Here is an 18,086-nt window from a genome sequence, read left to right on the forward strand (position 1 = left end):
GACAAACTTTTGACAAGAAAAACCATTAGAGATTGACTAAACAGAGGAAACAACAGGAATAAATAGCGCCGATATATTCAGCAACCTTTTGCTTTCAGGTGCTTGCGATGAAAAAAATGGGGAATTATTTCTGTATTTGTGGGATTTTACGGGTCGAGAAATAACGTCAAACTCAAAAACGCAACAAAACAAACTTACGTCCATCCTTATTCGACAGTCAAAAAAGAGTTGAAATCAGCATAAAAATCTAAATTTTTATTCCAAATAAAGACGTTCATCTTTTTACTAATGGCTGAATATTAATGTCGCGATTGCGAGAAAGATCAAAAATCCCACGTAAAATCCACCAAAAGAACCACTTTCTCCCTATACATTCACCTTATACCCGCACTAGCTACCTAATGGCTCGCCTTATTCGCCTTAACAAGTTAAACGGCGTATAGTCTAAATATTGACCTACTTCAGCCGATATCATATTAAGAGGTGTAATAACAAGGAGGCGTTATGAGTGGATTGGATAGCATTTATGCCATGCTGGCACAGCCAGTAAAAGCCGTGTTTCACCCTAAACGGGTTGTTGACCAAGTCAGCAGCGCAAGCGCAAATGCCCCAGATAGCCATGAAACACCGCAGTCGCAGTTACCTCCAGCGTTAGAAAGCCACGATACTAAAGTTAGGGAAAGACGCAAAGAATCAGATAACAATAAAAATAAGAAACGCCGTGCATCGGATGAAACCGAAACGCTAAAACTAAAAGAAGGTGTCGTACTTGAAGTGACCGATGATTCCGCAGAAATCAAGAAGCCACCGAGCCAACATATCATTGATGTAGAAGTATAAATCCGTACTGATATAAAACGGAAAAGGCGCAATCCCATTGGATTAGCGCCTTTTTATTAGCCTCTTTTAGCAGCACTATCGAGCATGTCTGAAATCAGGCCAGATTTCGAATCATGCGATACCTCAAATTAAGTTTTATCTCAAACCAATGCCGCCTCAAGGCGTATTGTTTAAGTTCGAGTTCTGGCCACCGCGTCCTGCCAACCTTCGTATAGCTGTACTCGAGTCTGGGCATCGATATTAGGGATAAAATGCTTATCAATGCAGGCTTTGTGCTCAAGCTCTATCACACTCTCCCAAAAGCCCACTGCCAACCCAGCTAAAAATGCCGCACCTAAAGCGGTTGTCTCACAAACGCTTGGCCTTAACACTTCGACATCGGTAATGTCGGCTTGAAATTGCATCAAAAAATCATTAGCGACCGCGCCGCCATCCACCTTTAAACGCTTAAGGCTGACGCCACTGTCTTTGGTCATAGCATCGAGTAAATCTTTACTCTGGTAAGCGACAGATTCTAACGCTGCCCGAATAATATGATTACGGTTGGCGCCACGGGTTAAACCAAAGAGTGCGCCACGGGCATTGGGATCCCAATAAGGTGCACCCAATCCCACAAAAGCGGGCACCAGATACACGCCATTAGTATCGGCGACCTTAGAGGCAAAGTACTCAGTATCACTGGCGTCACGAATAAGCCCCAGTTCATCCCGCAGCCATTGAATGGTCGCACCGCCCATAAAGACTGAACCTTCGAGGGCATAGTTCACTTCACCCTTAGGCCCCACGGCAACTGTGGTCAGTAACCCATGGTTTGAGCGCACCGCTTTTGTCCCTGTATTCATCAACAAAAAACAACCAGTACCGTAGGTATTCTTCGCCATGCCGGGCTCGACACATAACTGACCAAAAAGCGCAGCCTGTTGATCGCCCGCCATTCCTGCGACTTGGATTTCACTGCCTTCCCCCGCTATCCGTGTCGTACCATACACGCTGCAGGAAGGTTTAACGTCAGGCAACATAGACAAGGGAATATCTAAGGCTTCGAGTAACTTATTATCCCAAGTCAGGCTATGGATATTGAATAGCAAAGTGCGGGCAGCATTGGTGGGATCGGTAACATGCACCTTGCCCTCGGTTAACTTCCACACGAGCCAAGTATCGATAGTGCCGAACAACAACTCACCACGCTCGGCTTGCTCACGGGCATTGGGCACATTATCTAGAATCCATTTGATCTTAGTGCCTGAAAAATAAGGGTCGAGTAATAAACCGGTATTCTCACGCACATATTCTTCTAACCCTTGAGCTTTGAGTTGCTCACAAATCTCAGCGCTGCGACGGCACTGCCACACTATCGCGTTATAAATAGGTTTACCTGTGGCCTTCTCCCATATAACAGTGGTTTCCCGCTGATTGGTAATGCCAATGGCGGCCACTTCATCGCTGTGAATACCCGCACGCGCCAATACTTCAATTAACACTGAACTTTGGCTTGCCCAAATCTCCATGGGATCATGCTCGACCCAACCCGGATTAGGGTACAACTGGGTAAATTCCCGCTGGGACACGCTGACAATGTTTGCGTCGTGATCGAACACTATCGCCCTTGAGCTAGTCGTACCTTGATCTAAGGCCACCACGTATTTTTTCTGCACGCTACTATCCTATCTGAACTCTCCGCCGCCTTTTTATGCTGGCGAGAATTAACATGATCCACCGACTTATGCAGTGAATATATTCGGAATTGACCGCCGTGACCAGCAAGCAAGCCGTAAAACAAGATAACGCCATCATGCTATAGCCATAAAAAAGCCCTGAAAATTCAGGGCTTTTTTTAACATACTGAACTTACATCTTGTAGCTCATTTGGATACCCGCAAGCCATACATCACCGCTTGCTTCACCGTTAACGTTAACAGTCGCGAGGTTCAATAGGTTTTGCTGTTCGTTGATTGGCGCATCGCCAGTCGCTTTAATATAAGTCACAGCAAAATCAACGTTCAGGTTCTTAGTTGCCTGATAACCTGCGCCCACAGAGAACCACAGACGGTCAGAGTCTGGAATTGTGGTTGTGCGCCACTCGTCATTTGCCGCCGTTTTATCTAAAGCAACACCGGCACGCACTAACCAGTCGTTATTCACTTGATAAGTAGTCCCTAGCGCGAAGCGCCAGTTATCTTCGAAGTGCTCTTCTTTAACTAAATCAGACTCTAAACCGCCCTTAGGTTTAACTTCACCAGGGAAATAAGCCACTAGTTGATCGAATACGCTCCAATCGGTCCAGTTCACACTCGCATGCATGGCCCAGTTATCGGTCAATTGGTGATGGGAAGCTATCTCTGCAAAAGCGGGCAATTCAAGCGGTAAATAACCTTCAATGGACACATCTTGGCCGCCAGTGTACAGAACACCAGAAGCATGACCATCCAAGTCCAGTTGCACGCCGCTGTGATAAGCAAAACCCAAACGGTGAGCCGGATTAATTTGCCAGCTTGCACCTAACTGCCAGCCATAACCCACATCATCACCCTTCATGCTTTTCAGCTCAGTGCCACCTGGAGGTAACACTGCCTGCACAGGAGCCGGCAGTGCAGGTTTGATACCATCAACCCAACCTGGTAATGAGGCACCAATTTCGCCTTCACCATAAACGATACGTACACCAGCACCTACGCTGACAGCATCATTGATGCGATAAGCGATGTTTGGATTAAATTCAACGGTCGTAACCGAAGTCTTGTTACCAAAAATAGCCGCTGCGTGGGTCGCGGGTAATTCAGTGGCTAGACCATAATTAGAGTTTACCGCTAGGCCCCAAGTCCATTGATCATTTAGCTGATTTGAATAATAAAAATTTGGCACAAGTGCGTCATCAGCTACATCTAGTGCATCGCCACCTTTCATAACAACAGGATTAGGACCAATTAACGGTGAGCTAAGGCTCACATCACCAGTCACATCGACGTTTGGCATAACGTAAATGCCACCCGCGGACAACTGACGTCCTTCTAAATAAGTGAGCATGGCAGGATTTCGACCTTGAGCCGAAGCGTTATCCGCCATAGCGGCTTCACCCGCAAAGGCGCGACCTAAACCTGTAGCAGAGTATTCCGCAAGTTGAAAACCCGCGGCATGGAGTTGAGTCGTTGAACTTAACAAGGCTGCAGTGACAGCCAAAGTCAGAAGACGTTTTTGCATTGTTATTCTCTAATCATATTATTGTTATCTGTACTACTTGGATGAGTACTGCGGCGTTCAGGCAAAATAGAGCAAACACTCCATATTGAATGCGCAGCAGTTTACTTATGCAGAAGATGTTTGCAACCAAAGGAGATAAAACAGACAAAAACTCTAAAGAGATGCGACTTTAAAACAGATTTAGTGACGCATGTCACCATTAAAACAAAAAATGACCTTTAAACACTCAAAAATCATTCACGACAGTCGTGAGATTCAAATTATGAACCCAACAAATACCAATATTAAACAATAAGATAAAAAATTAAAACTTTGGAACACCTGTAAATCATTTAAACTCGACAAATACAGCATAAATCACTGCAGAGAATAAAATTTTCTAGTATCAAAACGACAATAAAAATTTATGCTTTAAAATACAATTAATTAAATTAAGAGTGTTTTGAGATTTAAAACAAAAACGCCTAGGTATTAACCTAGGCACATAAATATAGACTCAACACGAGTACAAATGTGCGCTGAAAGTTTAGCGGCGCCAACCTTGGATTTGAGTTTCGTACTGACTGATTTGCGCAGCATGGGACAAGGTCAGCCCAATAGCATCTAACCCATTGAGTAACTTATGTCTCGCCGACTCTGCCAGCGTAAAACTAAACTCAGCACCTGACGGTGAAATCACTTTACAGCTGGTGAGATCAACCGTGATTTGCGCGCCTTCTTCTGCCGCCACTTCATCCATCAACTGACGCACCTGCGAGTGGGTTAACGCCACAGGCAATAGGCCGTTATTGATTGAGTTGCCGTAAAAAATGTCGGCAAAACTGGGCGCTATAATGGCGCGCAAACCAAAGTCTGCCAGCGCCCAAGGCGCATGTTCGCGGCTTGAACCACAACCAAAGTTTTCCTGCGACAAAAGAATTGAAGCGCCTTTATAACGAGGCTGGTTCAATGAAAACTCAGGATTGGGCACATCGCCCGCATCATCTAAATAACGCCAGTCATGAAATAAGTGCACCCCAAAACCATCGCGCGTCACCTTAGACAAAAACTGTTTCGGAATGATCTGATCCGTATCGATATTGGTGCTGTCGATCATGACCGCAAGCCCGGTATGGGTCGTAAAAGGTTGCATTAACTTCTCCTCTTGGGTTTACGGTAATTAGTAAGGTTTACGAATATCGACAAAATGCCCAGCCACCGCAGCGGCGGCGGCCATCGCCGGGCTCACCAAATGGGTACGACTACCACGGCCTTGGCGACCTTCGAAATTACGATTACTGGTCGAAGCGCAGCGATCACCCGCTTCTAATCTGTCATCGTTCATCGCTAAACACATGGAACAACCCGGTAAACGCCACTCAAACCCGGCTTCGATAAAGATTTTATCTAAGCCTTCGGCTTCGGCTTGGGCTTTCACTTGACCAGAACCAGGTACAACAATCGCGGTGACGCCACTCGCGACTTTACGACCTTTGGCATGTACGGCAGCGCTGCGTAAATCTTCAATCCGCGAGTTAGTACATGAACCGATAAATACCTTGTTGATGCTGATGTCTGTCATAGGCGTACCCGCACTCAGGCCAATATATTCTAGGGCCTTTTCCATACTAGCTCGGGTACTTGGGTTGGCTTCATCAAGAGGATTAGGCACTTTGCCATCGATCGCTACGACTTGGCCTGGGTTAGTACCCCAAGTCAATTGTGGTGCGATATCGGCGGCATCTAACTCAACTACAGCATCAAACACGGCGCCATCATCGGTCTTTATGGCTTGCCAGTAAGCGACAGCCTCTGCCCAATCTTCGCCCTTTGGCGCAAATTCGCGGCCTGCTAAATAGTCGAAAGTGGTTTGATCCGGCGCGACCATGCCCGCTTTAGCGCCCATCTCAATTGCCATGTTGCACACTGTCATGCGGCCTTCCATCGACAGGGCTTCAATCGCCTCACCGCAGAACTCCACCACGTAACCCGTGCCACCATCCATGCCTATTTTGCCAATAATAGCGAGTACGATATCTTTGGCGGTCACGCCATCGGTGACATGACCACGCACTTCAATCTTCATGGTCTTAGCTTTTAACTGACGCAGAGTTTGCGTCGCTAAAACGTGCTCAACTTCAGATGTTCCAATGCCAAACGCCAATGCCCCAAAGGCGCCATGGGTTGCGGTATGGGAATCACCACAGACAATCACAGTGCCGGGTAAGGTGATACCCAATTCAGGGCCCATTACATGCACAATCCCTTGATTAGGATGATGAATGTCGTATAAACGCACGCCAAAGTCTTTACAGTTTTGCGCTAGGGTTTCAACCTGTGCGCGCGCCATTGGGCTTAGCGCATCTAAGCTGGCGCTACGGGTCGAAGTGTTGTGATCCATAGTGGCAAAGGTTTTTTCCGGTGCACGCAGTTTGCGGCCTGCCACTTTTAAGCCACTGAATGCTTGGGGAGAAGTCACTTCATGGACTAAATGTCTGTCGACATAAATGATCGGCGCTTCACCTTTAGGAGTCGCTACAACGTGGGCATCCCATACTTTTTGATACAGCGTTTTTGCCACCGAGTTTTTTGGCACAGTCGTCATTACACACCTTCCTTTATAGCATTGGCGATAAAGTCACCCATCTCGCGAGTGGATTTAGCTTGGCTACGCTTGTCTGCGCTCAATAGTTCACCGGTTAAGTAGCCAGAATTTAACGCTTTGCTGACGGCGCGCTCAATCGCACAGGCGGCTTCTTCTTGCTTTAGGCTGTGGCGCAACATTAATGCCGCCGACAGAATTTGGGCGATAGGGTTTGCAATGCCTTTGCCCGCGATATCCGGCGCACTGCCACCCGCTGGTTCAAATAAACCAAAGCCAGTGCTGTTCATGCTCGCCGATGACAACAAGCCCATAGAGCCCGTTAACATGGCGATTTCGTCGGATAAAATGTCGCCGAACAGGTTAGAACATAGCATCACATCGAACTCATCGGGACGACGTAGCAACTGCATGGTCGCATTATCGATATAGATGTGTTCAAGCTCGACATCGGGGAAGTCCACCGCCACTTCTTCAACCACTTGGCGCCATAACACTGAACAGGCGAGCACATTGGCTTTATCCACTGAGGTCACTTTTTTACGGCGACCACGGGCGGCTTCGAAGGCGATGCGGGCGATACGGCTAATTTCGCGACGGCTATAACGCATGGTATCGAAGGCTTCTTCATTTTCGCCTTCGCCTTGACGGCCCTTTGGCTTACCAAAATAAATGCCGCCGGTTAACTCACGGACACATAAAACATCAAAGCCACGGGCGGAAATATCGCTACGCAGCGGTGACATATGTTCTAAGCCATCATGCAATTTAGCTGGGCGTAGATTACAAAACAGTTCGAAGTGACCACGCAGCGGCAATAGCGCGCCGCGCTCAGGTTGTTCATTTGGCGGTAACTTTTCCCACTTAGGGCCGCCTACCGAGCCAAACAGGATCGCATCGGCCGCTTCACAGCCCTTTAGTGTGGCATCGGGTAAGGGACTACCGTGGTTATCGATGGCAATACCGCCAACATCGAATTCAGTGTATTCGATATTCAAATCGAAACGCGCTTCAACCTCACGCAGCACTTTACGCGCCTCTGCCATCACTTCAGGACCGATCCCATCCCCTGCTAATACTGCTATTTGATAACTCATACGCCAGCCAACTCCTTTAAATGTAAATGCTTTATGCTCGACCTTGCTATTCTTTGGATGCTTTTAGCGACTAGACGCCGCCTAGCTCTCGGTTTTTTTGCATGCTTTGTTTGTAATCGGCGACCTTGTCTGCGCGGCACGTTAAGTTCATCACATGCACTAAAGCGCGCGCCGAGGCTTCGACCACATCGGTCGCTAAACCTACGCCGTGAAAGTTCTGCTCGTGGTAAACCGCGGTAATGTCGACTTGGCCTAAGGCATTTTGACCTACACCCTTAGCGCCTAGCTTGTAGCTGATGATATCGATTCGGCGATCGGTTGCGCGGGCAATCGCGTTATAGGCAGCATCGACAGGACCATTACCCGTTGCGGCTTCGGTTTTAATTTCGCCGCCCACTTCGATACGCACAGTCGCCGTAGCTACGCCTTCAGTTGAGTCAGACTGCACCACTAATTGCTGCAATTGATAGTGATTGTCTTCTTCGGCCTGCGCTTCCATAAAGGCTAAGGCTTCTAAATCATAATCAAATACTTGGCCTTTTTTATCTGCCAATTTTAGAAACTCTTCATACAGAGTATCCATATTGTAATCGTGCTCGCTATAGCCCATTTCTTCCATGCGATGCTTGATCACATGGCGACCCGAGCGCGAGGTCATATTCAAGTTGTTACGATTCAAACCTATGCTTTCGGGCGTCATGATTTCATAGGTATTTTGTGCTTTTAACATGCCATCCTGATGGATACCCGACGAATGGGTAAAGGCATTGGCACCGACAATCGCCTTGTTCGCCTGCACTGGCATATTGCATAACTGGCTGACTAAATTAGAAGTACGATGAATTTCCTTGGCATTAATGCCCGTTTCTAATCCCAACATCCCCTTACGCGTCGCTAAAATCATAGCGATCTCTTCCAGCGAACAGTTACCCGCACGCTCACCTATACCATTGATGGTACATTCGATTTGACGCGCACCGTGCTGTACAGCGGTAATCGAGTTAGCCACAGATAAACCTAAGTCATCGTGGCAATGCACTGAGATCACCGCTTGGTCGATATTCGGCACCCGATTAAACAAAGTCTGAATGATATTGCCAAACTCGCTTGGTACTGTGTAACCGACCGTATCGGGAATATTAATGGTGCGTGCGCCCGCACGAATGGCGGCTTCTACCATACGACATAGATTATCGATGGGCGTACGCCCCGCATCCTCACAGGAAAACTCCACATCGTCGGTAAAACGGCGGGCATACTTCACCGCGCCTACGGCCATCTCTAACACTTGGTCGAAAGAACGCTTCAACTTGCTCTCAACGTGAATCGTTGAGGTCGAGATAAACGTATGGATACGGAATTGATCTGCGACAGACAAGGCCTGCGCCGCGGCATCGATGTCCTTTTCCAATGCACGGGATAAGGCACAAACGCGGCTATTTTTAATGGTACGCGCTATGGTCTGCACTGACTCAAAATCACCGGGTGAAGAAACCGGAAAACCCACTTCCATCACATCCACACCGAGACGTTCCAGCGCCATAGCGATCTGTAGTTTTTCTTTGACCGACAAACTTGCGGCTAACGCCTGCTCACCATCACGCAAGGTAGTATCAAATATTATGACTCTGTTAGACATCTCGCTTCTCCATGGAACGTCACCGTTCGTTAGTTAATTTTTGCCGTATTCAGATACAAAAAACCCCGCAACATCGGTGCGGGGTTTGTGAATGCTTTGCCTCTTTATCGAGCGTGCAACACTAAGACCTCCGCGTATAAACCGCGAGAGAGAGAAGGAGGAGGTCGAGTTTGCGGCTAACAATATTCATTTAATCTGTATATTTATTCTGTTTGAATTATTGAGGACGGTTAATATTTAACTTGCCTAGCCGATAGTGTCAACCCTAATTTTTTCATGTTCCACTCATTCAACCTGTCTTAAGGCTAATAACGGTGAGTTTCATCCCCAAATTAGTGATCGATTCCACAGAATTAACCGGCTGTTTGGATTCAGAAATCACTGGGATGTGTTAACTTATTCCCCTTAGAAAAAAATAGTTTTTTATGCAAAAAACGATTAAGAAAAGTTATAATCCCGCCTTAGTAATTAGGGATATTAGAACTTACGCATTTTATATGGAGCACAAAATGGATTTTCGCGTCTTGGTACTGAGCCTGTTGTTATGGCTGTTTCCCTTTGGGGCCAGTGCTATAGACCAATTAGATGAACTCACTGAACTCGTCTACCAATATCCCAGTAAAGCACTCACTCAAATAACAGCGTTAGAAAAACAATTTGCGACCAGTGCAAGCTCAGATATCAATCGACTCAGATTAAGTGTGTTGAAATGCCAAAACCTACTACAAATAGGGGAAAATGAAGCCGCTATCAACGTCGCTCAATTAGGCGAAGCAAACGCTAAACAACTTAAGCTAGATCAAGTACGACCTTACTTTTTGATCTGCCAAGCCGACGCCAACCTTAGCTATAACAATGTTCAAAATGCCCTACCTTTGCTTGATTCAGCCATTAACCTAGCGCGACGTTACCAGCAACCACAAGCCTTAGTCGATGCTTTACGCTTACGTGGCCAACTCGATACTGACACTGATAACTTCTCCTCTGCTATCGAAGATTTACGCCTCGCGATTGATATTTATCCGGATATTCATGCTCAAACCCAAAATTGGATTTGGCCACCACAGGCCTATGTGTATGCCGCGATGGGAAATTTACTTTATGCCACCCATGATTTCCCCCAAGCCATGTATTACACCAACTTAGGTATACAAAGTGCCGATGCAAAAGGGAAAGTTTTACACTTTATTTTACGCAATGCAGCTCGGATAGCGCTTGATAATCAAGAGTTTGATTACAGTGATAAACTCGAACAACAAGCTAAAGCGCTTTTACCTGAGCTCGGTTCGCCACTTGAACTCGCCTACAGTTATGCCATTTTGGCCTCAATCGCGCTCGATAAAGGCCGCATCGATAATGCCGAAGAATATCTTTCTATCGCGATTAATACGTTTAAAAAACAAAATCAACAATTAGCGACAATGCGTTCAACTCGCCTACTCGCCCAAATTCGTTTTGCTCAGCATCAAGAAGATGCCGCTTTAATCCTCATGAATCACGCTATTGAGCAAGCTGAAAACCTAAAACAATACTCAGATCTCAAAGGGTTTTACGGGATCATGAGCGATCACTACTTAGAAAAAGAGGATTTTAAACAAGCCTATTCTTTCTTACTCAAACGTTATCGAGCGGCCGAGCTAACCAATCAAGCGATGAATAATGCTCGGATATTGCAGTTTAAGGCCCGTCTAAATCAACAAGATCTGCAGCAGGAGCCAAATAGCACTGCACCAGAAAAAGATTCAATCCTACAAGAGTTAAATGTCGATTGGGCCTATAGCACACTATTCTTAATCGCAATGGCATTATTGGGCGGAGCTATTTGGTATTTGATTGATAAACAGAATAATCGTGCCCCACATATTGAAGGTAATGAACCTGCGGAAACGCTGCTCCAACAAGTCACATCAGCATTAAACAGTGCCAAACAAGGTAATTATCCGCTGTCTTTATTATTGTTTAATGCGAGTCAGATCCGTCAAGTTGACCTGCCTCTCTTACAGGATGAGCTACAACACAGACTACGGGAGCAAGATAAATTGATCCGATATTCAATGGATGAAATTGTCATTATCCTGCCGCATACCTCGGCAACTGGTGCTAAAAGAGTCGTTAGTCAGTTAGTTGCTTGCATTCAGCCTTGGCAGGGTTCAAGTAAGGTCAATATTGGTATAGCGGCGATGCAACAGTTTGATACGTTAGAGTCTTTAATCAAACGAGCCAGTATCAATCAATTGGGCAAGGTTAAAATCAATGAGAATACTTCAAACCATTATTCTCCCGCTAAATAAGCCGTAATTTCATCGAGAAAAGCGTCACCGAAACGACTCAGTTTACGCTCGCCAACCCCATTGACGGCAAGCATTTCCCCCGCGCTCGTTGGCATCATGGCCGCCATTTCTGCGAGGGTCGCGTCGTTAAAGACTAAATACGGCGGCACATCCTGCTGCTCAGCTATGGTTCTTCGTAGTAACTTGAGTCGTGCGAACAACTTACGGTCATAATTCAACGGTGCTTTAGACTGACTCGCCTTACGTTTTGTGGTTGTTAACTGAATACGCGGTTCGGCGAGCATTAACGCTACGTCACCTTTGAGCACAGGTCGTGCCGATGGGTTTAGGGTAATAGATGAACCGCGAGTCACATCTTGACTCGCCAGTCCCAAATGAATGAGTTGGCGGATCACACTCAACCAATATTCATGGCTCTTGTCTTTACCAATCCCCCAAGTCGTGAGTTTGTCATGCCCTCGATCGACTATCGGTGCGCCTTTCGAACCGCGCAACACTTCAATTAAATGATTGATACCAAAACGCTGGCCTAAACGGAAAATACATGACAACACCTTCTGTGCATCTTCGGTGCCGTTATAACGCTTAGGCGGGTCGAGGCAAATGTCGCAGTTACCACAGGGCTCTAATGCACTCTCATCAAAGTAATGCAGCAACACTTGGCGGCGACAGGTCTGCGCCTCAGCAAAGGCAGCCATAGTATTAAGTTTGTGGAATTCGACCTGTTGCTGCGGTCCTGGCTCGGACTGTTCAATCAAATGTCGCACCCGACCAATATCGGCGGGATCGAACAACATAAAAGCTTCTGCATCGAGCCCATCACGTCCTGCTCGGCCCGTTTCCTGATAATAGGCTTCGATACTTTTCGGGATATCGTAATGCACTACAAAGCGCACATTCGACTTATTAATCCCCATACCGAAAGCCACAGTGGCAACCACAATATCAATTTGATCTTTAAGGAAACTATCCTGTACTGCACCACGGTCTTCCTGCGTCATTCCCGCATGATAGGCCTTGGCATTAAAACCTTGCAGGCATAAACGGTCAGCGACTTCATCGACACGACGGCGACTGCTGCAATAAATAATGCCGTTAGTGCCATTCTGCAGCGTTAAAAAATGTCGTAACTGATTAGCTGCATTAAGCTTTTCGGCGACTGTATAGCGAATATTGGGCCGATCGAAACTTGAAAGTAAACGGAACGGGTCAATACCGAGCCGCTCACAAATACTCTGCCGAGTCGCCTGATCTGCTGTTGCGGTCAGCGCCATCATGGGCACATAGGGGAAGAGTTGTTTTAGCTGGCCGAGCGCCGCATATTCAGGGCGAAAATCATGACCCCACTGACTAATACAATGCGCCTCATCGATGGCAAACATCGCCAGCTGGAGAGACTGCATACGCTCAATAAAATCAGCGGTTAATAAGCGCTCAGGTGACACATAAAGTAACTTTAACTCACCGTGGCGTAGCTGCCTTAATACTTCGGCGCTCTGCTCGCGCGGCAATGAAGAATTGAGATAAGCCGCTGCAACACCGGTTTGCAACAAGCTATCAACTTGGTCTTTCATCAAAGAAATCAATGGAGAGACGACAATAGTGATGCCATTCATCATCAAGGCGGGTAACTGATAACACAAACTCTTACCGCCACCCGTTGGCATAATCACTAAGCAATCTTGCCCGCCGCAAACACGTTCTATCACCTCCCGCTGACCGTCCCTAAAGTCACGGTAACCAAACACCTGTGCTAGGCGTTGCGAGAGCGGATCATCATGCGTGTCGAGTACGAGCTTTTCCATGGATCTTCTATGTCAAAAGTGAGGGGGCCTATTCTATACCCAAACTAGTTCAAAATGCAGGATTCAACGGTAATTTAAAGTGCTTTAGACGAGGCAATTCACCACAATTGCAGCTATTTTAACCCTAGTGGGCTAAGCCAAAAATAACGAACGCGGGGTAAAATACTTTAAAAACTGCCGAAACGGTGTCGTCATTTTAGCGACGGAGTTGCATTAGCCGTAAGCTTCACTGTAGATTAATTGCTCTAAGCCGCACTTTGTTTATCTCAGTGTTGATAACAAATCCAATTACGCCTAATACCGTCACTCAGTGACAAGGACCCCAAAATGACCAGCCCAATCCAAGCCGAAGCTTTGAGAAGAGTCGCAGCAGTATTTGATCAACATGTCCCTTTTCATAATCTGCTCGGGCTCGATATCAAGCGTTATGACATTGATGGCGTCGAAGTCGTGATCAACATGAAGCCTGAGCTGATTGGCAATATCCACCAGCAAATCCTCCACGGCGGTGTGACAGCAACGGTACTCGATGTGGTTGGCGGACTCACGGCCTTTGCAGGACTGGTCGCCAGTCGTGATGATTGGACGGTCGAAGAGCTGCAGCAACGCCTGCAAACCCTAGGGACGATTGATATGCGCGTCGATTATCTGCGGCCGGGACGCGGCCTCACCTTTACGGGGACGGGCAGCGTCATTCGTGCGGGTAATCGAGTTTCAGTATGCCGCATGGAACTACATAATGAGCAAGGCACGCATATCGCTTTTGGAACAGGGACTTATATGGTGGGTTAGGCGATTAAATTTAGATGTGTATTACTGCCTTAGGGCTCAAAACTGACTAAGGTAAACGTCTTGATTAACAGGATGTTTACTGACTTTAATTGTCCATTCAATCTTTTGCAGAGATATTCTGTAACGAAAAGAACACGGCGATGCCCTTGAGTCAGCGGTCAGACACACCTACAATCGCCACCTTGTTGTTCTTCGAAGATGTCTCATGCCAGATCTTGAATACCGCAAAGGGATCCTACTTGCCGTCAGTGCTTACTGTATGTGGGGTTTTGCGCCTTTATATTTCAAATTACTCAACCATGTTTCCGCCACCGAAATTTTGCTCCATCGAGTGATTTGGTCATTCGTGTTTATGCTGTTCATTATGCAGTTTATCGGTGGTTTCTCTCGCTTACGCTTACTGTTTAAACAGCCTAAACAGTTGATGGTTCTCACCATTACTTCCATACTGATCGCGGGAAACTGGCTACTATTTATCTGGGCGGTAAATAACGATCACATGCTCGATGCAAGCCTAGGTTACTTCATCAATCCTTTACTCAACGTCTTACTCGGTATGTTATTTCTAGGCGAAAGATTGCGTAAACTGCAATGGTTTGCGGTTTCACTCGCCAGCGCTGGTGTATTGATCCAGTTAATCTCTTTTGGCTCAATTCCCATCGTCTCACTGGCACTCGCGGGCACCTTTGGTTTCTATGCGCTACTGCGAAAAAAGGTCAATGTGGATGCTAAGGCCGGATTATTGGTCGAAACTGCAGTGTTATTACCGGTAGCGCTGATTTATCTCGTCGCAACCTTAGACACAGCCACAGCGAGCATGCTGACTAATGACTGGCAATTGAATCTGATGTTAATGGCGGCTGGGATAGTGACTACCATTCCTTTGCTGTGTTTTGCAGGGGCAGCGGTACGTATTCCATTGTCTATGCTCGGCTTTTTCCAATATATTGGCCCGAGTATTATGTTTATCCTCGCGGTGAGTCTATTCAATGAGCCCTTCGATGCCGAAAAAGGCGTGACCTTCGGATTTATCTGGAGCGCGCTGCTCGTCTTTACCTTAGATATGGCCTATAAACGCAAAACGGCGTGAGCATTATCACGCCGATAAACACAGTGGCAGAAGTGATGACATATAATGATTACTTCTGTAACTGTGCTAAAAACTCACTCCCTTGCGATACTGTCAGTAATAAACTGTAGCCTTTAGTCGTTGGCACTAACACTAACTGCGATTTATCTGTTATCGCCAAAAATGCCCTGCCTTTCCCCTGTAGATTAAACCAGCCCAATTGAAATCCTGGCATGCCTATACCGTTGGTTTTAAAGCTCGGCGTTAAATCTGCCTCTTGTTGCAAATCGACTATGCGTGCCTCGGCGGGCAATAAATCCACGCGGGATAACTGCACTTTATAGAAGGGAACATCCAATGTGAGCTCTGTATCGGTTAACACTAATTCGGCGCTATTCGATTGATAGAAGACCCAAGAAAATCCGCCCATCATCACCAGCAATATACCTAAACTCGCTGACTTCGCTATCTTAGGCATATTTTTTAGCCATAATATCAGTAAGATACCCGCTAAACCGAGCAATAAGACGATAAAACTGAAGATAGAGGTTTGGGTTAAAGGGGCGAGTTCAAAAAATTGAGGACTCATTGGCAGTATCTCCCGTGCAGTGAAGTCTTAATCTGCCAATAAAGACATATTATGTCAATAAAAATGCCAGCGCTAATATGAGTACTAGGCTGGCATTGATTGGATTGATTTAGAACGGCTTAAAGATCGAGCGCGAGAATTTTTGAGCGGCGTTGATAGTTATACAACTGCTTCTTCTTCTGTGGTAGTGCTTCAACATCTTCAATCACAAAACCATGCTCGAGGAACCAGTGAATGCTCCGAGTTGTCAATGCAAACAAGCGTGAATAACCACGGTTTCTAGCCTGATTGATAATGTTCTTCAGCAGTAAGCTCCCTCTGTCGGCATCGCGATAATCGGGATGCACCACTAAACAAGCAAACTCACCCGCATTGTCCTCTTCAAAAGGATAGAGCGCAGCGCAACCAATCACTAAACCATCACGTTCAATCAACATGAACTGTTCGATTTCAATCTCAAGCTGCTCACGACTACGACGCACCAGAATGCCTTGTTCCTCCAATGGACGGATAAGGTTCAACACACCGCCAATATCGGCGATTGATGCACAGCGTAAACGCTCAGCACTCTCAGTGACGATTTGTGTGCCTATCCCTTCGCGAGAAAACAGTTCCTGCAACAAGGCGCCATCTTCGAGGTAGCTAACTAAATGACAACGCGGTACGCCATTGCGGCAAGCATCGATACTGGCTTTGAGAAACGCCATAGTGCCAACACAAGCAGACCCTTGCTCGGCCAGCTTGTTCATGATGTTTTGCGCATCATTTGGCATCAACTCCGCAATCACATCGCCATTACGATCGAGAATACCGTTCTGTGAGCTAAAGCCGATCATCTTGTCTGCTTTGAGCTTAATTGCCACTTGAGTCGCGATTTCCTCGGCGGTGAGATTAAAGCTTTCACCAGTAACCGAAGCCGCAATCGGCCCCATCAATACGATGCAGTGATTATCTAGCTGACGTTTTAAGCCTTGCACATCAATACGACGCACTTTGCCACTCAGACAAAAGTCCACACCATTATCCACACCCAGTGGTTGAGCAATCACAAAGTTGCCGCTCACTAAGTTAATTTGCGCACCTTGCATCGGCGTATTACTTAAACTCATGGATAAACGCGCTGTGATATCAAATTGCAGTGCACCCGCAACTTGCTTAATCACTTTGAGCGAATCTTCATCCGTGATACGCACACCGTCGTGGTAGGCAGGTGCAATACCGTTGGCGGCTAATGCAGCATCAATCTGCGGCCTAGCGCCATATACCAACACCACTTTGATCCCTAAACTGTGCAGCAGGGCGACATCATTTAAGATGGCGCGGAATTGATTTTGAGCCAAAGCTTCACCGCCAAGCATGACCACAAAAGTTTTACCTCTGTGAGCATTAACATAGGGGGCAGAATGACGAAATCCATCAACCAGTTCAGTGGTACGCACGCGTTATTTACACCTCATTTTTGAGCTGGCAGCGTCACTATGACACACCAGGAATGAATCGCTAACTTTCGCGTATGGTATTGCATTTTAATTCACATATAAAGAATTTATTCTCACTAAAGTGCAGATTTGATGATTTAAAGTGCTTAGAACCGCACTATTTTATATTTTCAGTAAGTGTTCACACTTTTTTAACTTCACAGGGGATGATTCAGCGGCATCAGTTTGCGAGGCAATTATCTCAACTTGATGACTAGCCACTAAAAAAATGCAAAAAAAAGCCCCTTAAATAAGGGGCTTTTCTCGAAACACTAACCAAGGATTACTTGATTTTGGCTTCTTTGTAGATAACGTGCTGACGAATAACTGGATCAAATTTTTTGATTTCCATTTTTTCAGGCATGTTACGCTTGTTTTTTTCAGTTGTGTAGAAGTGACCAGTTTTAGCTGTAGAAACTAATTTGATCTTCTCACGATTACCTTTAGCTTTAGCCATGATCTATTATACCTTCTCGCCACGGGCACGAAGTTCAGCAACAACAACTTCGATACCTTTTTTGTCGATCAGACGGATACCTTTAGTAGATACACGTAACTGTACGAAACGCTTTTCTTCTTCTAACCAAAAACGGTGGTTTTGTAGGTTAGGTAAAAAACGACGACGGGTCGCGTTTTTTGCATGCGAACGGTTGTTACCAACCATCGGCTTCTTGCCAGTAACTTGGCATACTCTTGACATGTCAATC

At 46.3% G+C, this 18,086-nt stretch carries 15 protein-coding genes; 4 read left to right on the forward strand and 11 right to left on the reverse strand.

The window, feature by feature from the left end; translation table 11 throughout:
* The first annotated feature begins 504 nt into the window (after positions 1–504).
* Positions 505–840: a hypothetical protein gene (locus tag HQQ92_RS18005; RefSeq protein ID WP_173247350.1), complete on the forward strand. Its 336-nt coding sequence runs from the start codon at positions 505–507 to the stop codon at positions 838–840.
* A 170-nt stretch (positions 841–1,010) separates the two neighbouring features.
* On the opposite strand, the gene glpK is transcribed toward HQQ92_RS18005, so the two are convergent.
* The 6 genes from glpK to leuA all read right to left on the reverse strand — a co-directional run bounded on the left by glpK (position 1,011) and on the right by leuA (position 9,355).
* Positions 1,011–2,495 carry a glycerol kinase GlpK gene (gene glpK / locus HQQ92_RS18010; RefSeq protein ID WP_173247352.1) on the reverse strand — a complete coding sequence of 495 codons (1,485 nt, stop codon included), beginning with the start codon at positions 2,493–2,495 and terminating at the stop codon, positions 1,011–1,013.
* Between the two features lie 193 nt (positions 2,496–2,688).
* Positions 2,689–4,038, reverse strand: a complete 1,350-nt coding sequence (locus HQQ92_RS18015) for an outer membrane protein transport protein (protein WP_173247354.1) — start codon at positions 4,036–4,038, stop codon at positions 2,689–2,691.
* A 526-nt stretch (positions 4,039–4,564) separates the two neighbouring features.
* A complete protein-coding gene (gene leuD / locus HQQ92_RS18020; RefSeq protein WP_173247355.1) occupies positions 4,565–5,170 on the reverse strand; it encodes a 3-isopropylmalate dehydratase small subunit in 606 nt (201 codons plus the stop codon).
* A 27-nt stretch (positions 5,171–5,197) separates the two neighbouring features.
* Positions 5,198–6,598, reverse strand: coding sequence for a 3-isopropylmalate dehydratase large subunit (gene leuC, locus HQQ92_RS18025; protein ID WP_173248716.1), 1,401 nt, complete (start codon positions 6,596–6,598; stop codon positions 5,198–5,200).
* Between the two features lie 23 nt (positions 6,599–6,621).
* Positions 6,622–7,716 (reverse strand): 3-isopropylmalate dehydrogenase, encoded by a 1,095-nt coding sequence (gene leuB / locus HQQ92_RS18030; protein ID WP_173247358.1) that lies wholly within the window; start codon positions 7,714–7,716, stop codon positions 6,622–6,624.
* Positions 7,717–7,786: 70 nt separating this feature from the next.
* Positions 7,787–9,355: a 2-isopropylmalate synthase gene (gene leuA / locus HQQ92_RS18035; RefSeq protein ID WP_113941087.1), complete on the reverse strand. Its 1,569-nt coding sequence runs from the start codon at positions 9,353–9,355 to the stop codon at positions 7,787–7,789.
* Positions 9,356–9,864: 509 nt separating this feature from the next.
* On the opposite strand from leuA, the gene HQQ92_RS18040 reads away from it, so the two are divergent.
* On the forward strand, positions 9,865–11,646 hold the full coding sequence (locus HQQ92_RS18040; RefSeq protein WP_173247361.1) for a diguanylate cyclase domain-containing protein: 1,782 nt from the start codon (positions 9,865–9,867) through the stop codon (positions 11,644–11,646).
* Here HQQ92_RS18040 and recQ read toward each other — a convergent pair.
* On the reverse strand, positions 11,628–13,451 hold the full coding sequence (recQ, locus tag HQQ92_RS18045; RefSeq protein WP_173247365.1) for a DNA helicase RecQ: 1,824 nt from the start codon (positions 13,449–13,451) through the stop codon (positions 11,628–11,630). The genes HQQ92_RS18040 and recQ overlap by 19 nt on opposite strands.
* A gap of 327 nt (positions 13,452–13,778) precedes the next feature.
* On the opposite strand from recQ, the gene HQQ92_RS18050 reads away from it, so the two are divergent.
* Positions 13,779–14,243 carry a thioesterase family protein gene (locus tag HQQ92_RS18050; RefSeq protein WP_006079875.1) on the forward strand — a complete coding sequence of 155 codons (465 nt, stop codon included), beginning with the start codon at positions 13,779–13,781 and terminating at the stop codon, positions 14,241–14,243.
* A 205-nt stretch (positions 14,244–14,448) separates the two neighbouring features.
* Entirely contained in the window at positions 14,449–15,333 is an 885-nt protein-coding gene (rarD, locus tag HQQ92_RS18055) for an EamA family transporter RarD (protein ID WP_173247368.1), read from the forward strand.
* Between the two features lie 49 nt (positions 15,334–15,382).
* On the opposite strand, the gene HQQ92_RS18060 is transcribed toward rarD, so the two are convergent.
* From HQQ92_RS18060 to rpmB, 4 genes are all read right to left on the reverse strand, one after another.
* Entirely contained in the window at positions 15,383–15,901 is a 519-nt protein-coding gene (locus tag HQQ92_RS18060) for a PH domain-containing protein (protein ID WP_173247371.1), read from the reverse strand.
* Positions 15,902–16,020: 119 nt separating this feature from the next.
* Positions 16,021–17,340, reverse strand: coding sequence for an amino-acid N-acetyltransferase (argA, locus tag HQQ92_RS18065; RefSeq protein WP_105251176.1), 1,320 nt, complete (start codon positions 17,338–17,340; stop codon positions 16,021–16,023).
* Between the two features lie 322 nt (positions 17,341–17,662).
* Positions 17,663–17,836, reverse strand: coding sequence for a 50S ribosomal protein L33 (rpmG, locus tag HQQ92_RS18070; protein WP_006079871.1), 174 nt, complete (start codon positions 17,834–17,836; stop codon positions 17,663–17,665).
* Positions 17,837–17,842: 6 nt separating this feature from the next.
* The gene (rpmB, locus tag HQQ92_RS18075) at positions 17,843–18,079 is read right to left on the reverse strand and encodes a 50S ribosomal protein L28 (RefSeq protein ID WP_006079870.1); all 237 of its coding nucleotides are present in this window, start codon (positions 18,077–18,079) and stop codon (positions 17,843–17,845) included.
* Between the last annotated feature and the right edge of the window lie 7 nt (positions 18,080–18,086).

The organism is Shewanella sp. DC2-4, from assembly GCF_013248875.1.
Lineage (GTDB): Bacteria > Pseudomonadota > Gammaproteobacteria > Enterobacterales > Shewanellaceae > Shewanella > Shewanella oncorhynchi.

Coding starts and splice junctions, on each gene's coding strand:
- HQQ92_RS18005 (WP_173247350.1), top strand. CDS start 505: ATGAGTGGATTGGATAGCATTTATGCCATGCTGGCACAGCCAGTAAAA.
- HQQ92_RS18015 (WP_173247354.1), bottom strand. CDS start 4,038: ATGCAAAAACGTCTTCTGACTTTGGCTGTCACTGCAGCCTTGTTAAGT.
- leuD (WP_173247355.1), bottom strand. CDS start 5,170: ATGCAACCTTTTACGACCCATACCGGGCTTGCGGTCATGATCGACAGC.
- leuB (WP_173247358.1), bottom strand. CDS start 7,716: ATGAGTTATCAAATAGCAGTATTAGCAGGGGATGGGATCGGTCCTGAA.
- leuA (WP_113941087.1), bottom strand. CDS start 9,355: ATGTCTAACAGAGTCATAATATTTGATACTACCTTGCGTGATGGTGAG.
- HQQ92_RS18040 (WP_173247361.1), top strand. CDS start 9,865: ATGGATTTTCGCGTCTTGGTACTGAGCCTGTTGTTATGGCTGTTTCCC.
- recQ (WP_173247365.1), bottom strand. CDS start 13,451: ATGGAAAAGCTCGTACTCGACACGCATGATGATCCGCTCTCGCAACGC.
- HQQ92_RS18050 (WP_006079875.1), top strand. CDS start 13,779: ATGACCAGCCCAATCCAAGCCGAAGCTTTGAGAAGAGTCGCAGCAGTA.
- rarD (WP_173247368.1), top strand. CDS start 14,449: ATGCCAGATCTTGAATACCGCAAAGGGATCCTACTTGCCGTCAGTGCT.
- HQQ92_RS18060 (WP_173247371.1), bottom strand. CDS start 15,901: ATGAGTCCTCAATTTTTTGAACTCGCCCCTTTAACCCAAACCTCTATC.
- rpmG (WP_006079871.1), bottom strand. CDS start 17,836: ATGGCTAAAGCTAAAGGTAATCGTGAGAAGATCAAATTAGTTTCTACA.
- rpmB (WP_006079870.1), bottom strand. CDS start 18,079: ATGTCAAGAGTATGCCAAGTTACTGGCAAGAAGCCGATGGTTGGTAAC.